This window comes from Microbacterium sp. zg.Y909 (assembly GCF_024626565.1).
On the sequence record NZ_JANJFJ010000360.1, the window covers coordinates 1 to 4489 of the forward strand.

General features: G+C 70.1%; 3 protein-coding genes and 1 pseudogene. 2 read left to right on the plus strand and 2 right to left on the minus strand.

The window, feature by feature from the left end:
- Both lpdA and NQ160_RS19155 read right to left on the minus strand, forming a co-directional pair.
- The coding region (gene lpdA / locus NQ160_RS19150) for a dihydrolipoyl dehydrogenase (protein ID WP_257516703.1) at positions 1–1308 on the minus strand (1308 nt) is incomplete at its 3' end.
- Entirely contained in the window at positions 1308–2780 is a 1473-nt protein-coding gene (locus tag NQ160_RS19155; protein ID WP_257516704.1) for a leucyl aminopeptidase, read from the minus strand. The genes NQ160_RS19155 and lpdA, both read right to left, overlap by 1 nt.
- Positions 2781–2863: 83 nt before the next feature.
- Here NQ160_RS19155 and NQ160_RS19160 point away from each other — a divergent pair, with 83 nt between their 5' ends.
- Positions 2864–3799: a proteasome assembly chaperone family protein gene (locus NQ160_RS19160; RefSeq protein ID WP_257516705.1), complete on the plus strand. Its 936-nt coding sequence runs from the start codon at positions 2864–2866 to the stop codon at positions 3797–3799.
- A gap of 202 nt (positions 3800–4001) precedes the next feature.
- Positions 4002–4489, plus strand: a pseudogene (locus tag NQ160_RS19165) (RNA polymerase sigma factor); the annotation flags it as partial.

Below are 4489 nucleotides of genomic sequence, written 5' to 3' on the forward strand. Positions count from 1 at the left end.
AGTGGGATGCGCGTGAATGAACGGCGCGATGTCCTCGGGGTGGGCTTCCCATCCCACCGCGAGCTGTCCTTCGGTGATGAGTTCCCCGACGCGGTCGCCGACCAGGTGCACGCCGATCACCGGTCCGTCAGCCAGGCGCACGACCTTCACGATGCCGGCCGTCCCGAGGATCTCGCTGCGGGCGTTGCCGGCGAGGTTGTACTCGTAGGTCACCACCGCGTCGCCGTGCGCCTCGCGCGCGGCGGCTTCGCTGAGACCGACGGATGCCACCTCGGGGCTGCTGTAACTGACCCGAGGAACCTGGGAGTCGGGGACGATCACGGGGCTGAGTCCGGCGATGCGCTCGGCGACCGCGATGCCCTGTTGGAAGCTGCGGTGCGCCAGCTGCAGGCCCGCGACGATGTCGCCGACAGCCCAGATTCCGGGAACACCCGTGCGCAGCTGCTCGTCGACCACAACGAACCCGCGGTCAAGCGCGACGCCGGCATCCTCGAGCCCCAGTCCGTCCGTGACCGGGCCGCGGCCCACGGCCACCAGCAGGTAGTCCGCCTCGAGCTCGCTGCCGTCCTCGAGCCGAACCGTCACGCCATCGGGAGTCTGCGCCACGCCGGCGAAACGCACGCCCAGGCGTGATGCGATGCCGCGCTTGCGGAACGCCCGCTCGAGCGCCTTGCTCAGCGCGATGTCCTCAGTGGGCACGAGGTGATCCAGCGCCTCCACGATCGTCACCTCTGCACCGAACGAGCGCCAGACGCTGGCGAACTCGACGCCGATGACGCCGCCACCGAGGATCACCACGTGCGCCGGGACCTCGTCGAGCTCGAGCGCCTGCTCGCTGGTGAGGACCCGGCCGCCGATCTCGAGCCCCGGAAGGGTGCGGCTGTACGAGCCTGTGGCCAGCACGATGTCGCCGCCGCGGTAGAGGTCGTCACCCACCTGCACGGCACGGTCGGCCGTCAGCCGGCCGGTGCCGGAGACGACCGTGATGCCACGGGCGGCGACGAGCCCCTGCAGGCCCGCGAACTTCTTCGCCACGATGGCTTCCCGGTACGCGCGGACCCCGGCGACGTCGACTCCCTCGAGCGAGGCGCGCACACCCACCGCCGCGGCATGACGGGCCGAGTCGGCCACCTCGCCCGCGTGCAGCAGCGCCTTCGTGGGAACGCACCCCCGGTGCAGGCACGTGCCGCCGAGCTTGTCCTTCTCGATGAGCACGACGCTCTTGCCGAGCTCGGCCGCGCGCAGGGCGGCGGCGTACCCGCCGCTGCCGCCGCCGAGGATCACGACATCCGAGGTGTGCTCGGCCATCAGCGTCCTCCCGCGGCGACGAATTCGATGAGGCTGCGCACCGCGGCAGCGGTGGGTCCCTTGTCGGTCGCGCCGAAGCCGGCTCCCTTGTTCCATCCGGAGCCGGCGATGTCCAGGTGCACCCAGGGGATGCGCTCGGCATCAGGGGCGTCGGAGACGCGGCCGACGAACCGCTGCAGGAACAGCCCGGCGAACATCGTGCCGCCCGCGGAATCGCCGATCTTGGCGTTCTGCATGTCGGCGATGGGGGAGTCGAGCTCCTCTTCCATATGTGCGGGGAGCGGCAGGGGCCATGCATCCTCGCCGGCACGGGCGGCGGCGTCGAGGAACGCCTGCACCGCGGCATCCTCACCCATCACACCCGTGTGACGTGTCCCGAGCGCGACCATGACGGCGCCGGTGAGCGTGGCCACGTCGACGAGCACGTCGGGGTGCTCGCGGCTGGCGGCCACCAGGCCGTCGGCCATCACCAGTCGGCCTTCGGCGTCGGTGTTGAGCACCTCGACCGTCGTGCCGTCGAGCATGCGCAGCACGTCGCCCGGGCGGGTCGCCTGACCCGAGGGCATGTTGTCGGCGATGCAGAGCCATCCCGACACCCGCACCGGCATCTTCAACGCGGCCGCGGCGCGGACGACGGCCAGCACGACGGCCGCACCGCACATGTCGTACTTCATCCCGACCATGCTGGCCGCGGGCTTCAGCGACAGCCCGCCGCTGTCGAAGGTGATTCCCTTGCCCACGAGGGCAACGTGACGATCGGCGCCCTCGGGGGCGTAGTCCAGACGCACGACACGCGGGGGCCGCGCGGAACCCTGGCCGACACCGAGGATGCCGCCGAAACCCTGCTCCTGCAGCTGCTTCTCGTCGAGCACGGTGACGGTCACGGGGAGTTCCGCCACCGATTCGACGGCGCTGTCCGCGAGCTGCGCGGGCGACTGCCACTCCGCCGGGGTGTTCACGAGGTCCTTCACCAGTGCGGCGGCTTCGCCGATGGCGGTCACCTCGGCGAGATCGGCCTCGGTCAGCGCCTGCGAGGTGTGCACGATCACGCGGGTGGCGCGCCGCTTTCCGGGGTCGCTCTTGTATCCGTCGAACTGGTAACCGCCCAGCACCGCGCCTTCGGCCGCGGCGCGCCACAGCTCCGCCGCCGCGAGCGGCGCGGCGACAGCCAGCGTCTCGTATCCGGTGGTGGTGCGCAGCACCGCGCCGACCGCGTCGCGCACGGCAGCGGCATCCGGGGCGTCGCCCGTGCCGACAACGATCAGCGGAAGGGCCGAGACCTCGGGGAGGAACACGCGCTGCTGAGCGCCCGCGGCGCCGGTGAAGGCGAAGGCGGCGAGGGCGGATGCCAGGCCGGGCCATGCGTCAAGCGCATCGCCGGCGGCATCCAGCGGAGGAAGCGCGAGGACGAGGGCATCTGCCTGCGCCTCGGTCAGCGGAAGGGTGCTGTGTGCGAGCTCAGGGAAAGGCATTTCACCATCCTAGGTCGGCCGTGTTCGCTGTCAGCGGGCGTCACGACAGCCATGGGGCCACGCGCGGATCGTAAAGTTGGGGCATGCCTTATCCCGGACCCCTCTATGAGCGTGTCGCTTCCGCGCCGCCGGTCCCCGCCGGGCTCCCCATGATCATCGCGATGACCGGCTTCACCGACGCCGGGGGCGCCGTGGCACAAGTCCTCCAGCATTTCCGCGACGACCTCGAGCCGTCGCCGGTCATCACCTTCTCCAACGACGCCCTGCTGGACTACCGGGCGCGGCGCCCGATCGTGTCGTTCCAGGCCGACCACCTCACCGACTACCGGCCGCAGCGGCTCGAGCTCTCGCTTGCGCATGACGCAGTCGGTCAGCCCTTCGTGCTGCTCTCCGGCTACGAGCCGGACTTCGGGTGGGAAGCATTCTCCGAGACCGTGCTCGGCCTGGCCGAGGGCCTCGAGGTCTCGACCGTCACCTGGGTGCACGCCATTCCCATGCCTGTGCCGCACACCCGCCCGATCGGCACGACCGTCAGCGGCACCCGCTCCGACCTGACCGAGGCCCATTCGGTGTGGCAGCCCCACACGCAGGTTCCCGCCACTATCGGCCACCTGCTGGAGTACCGGTTCGCGCAGTCGGGCACACGGGTCGCGGGCTTCGTGCTCCTTGTGCCGCATTACCTCGCCGACACCGAGTACCCGGCCGCGGCGCTGGCGGCCCTCGACAGCCTGACCGTGGCGACCGGCCTCGTCTTCGACGGCGACGAGCTGCGCGAGGACAACCGCGAGTTCGTCGAGAAGGTCACCGAGCAGGTGTCGGGCAGCGACGAACTGAGCCGCATGCTGCAGGGACTGGAAGAGCGCTACGACTCTTATATGGCAGGATCCAACCTCGGCCAGCCCATCATCCACACCGGCGACCTCCCCAGCGCCGATGAGCTCGCCGCAGAGCTGGAGCGCTTTCTGGCGAGCCGGCCCCGGGGCGACGACGACAAGCGGGGCGGCGGGGGACTGGGCTGACAAGCCTGGGAATGCCGGACGGACACTCAGCGTTATCTCAGGTGCGCGTCGTCAGGACGCGCGCACAACGTATGAGAGAATGGGCAATCTGACCCGTTGTCGACTGGTCGTGGCTCCGCCCGCGGAGGCTCGACGGACTTGACAAGGGTCTTAATAGTGTCCGAGAACCAACCGGCGAATGTTCGTCGGTGAAAGGCGAACCGTGACGTCAGGCACGAAGACAACCACGCGCTCCCGCGCCACCGCGGAGACCGCGGCCGCTGAGCCCGAGACCGACGAGACGACGACGTCCCCGGCCACGAAGGCACCCGCCAAGAAGACCGCCGCAGTCAAGAAGCCGGCGGCCAAGAAGGCGCCCGCGAAGAAGGCGCCCGCGAAGAAGGCACCCGCGAAGAAGGCGGCCACCTCGAAGGCCAAGTCCGACGAGGAGGACATCGACGAAGAGGAGATCGTCGACGTCGACCTCGACGTCGACGTCGACGCATCGGATGCCGACGACGACGCGCCTGCCACCCCGGCTCGCACCAAGGCCAAGCCGGGCGACGAGGCGGCATCCGACGACGATGACGACGATGACGACGACAAGAAGAAGCCGGCCTTCAGTGAGCCGCTTCCGACGGGCGCGATCGTCATCTCCTCGAGCGATGAGGACGACGTCCCCGTCTACTCGACGCAGATCACCGGCGCGAC

Coding starts and splice junctions, on each gene's coding strand:
- NQ160_RS19155 (WP_257516704.1), bottom strand. CDS start 2,780: ATGCCTTTCCCTGAGCTCGCACACAGCACCCTTCCGCTGACCGAGGCG.
- NQ160_RS19160 (WP_257516705.1), top strand. CDS start 2,864: ATGCCTTATCCCGGACCCCTCTATGAGCGTGTCGCTTCCGCGCCGCCG.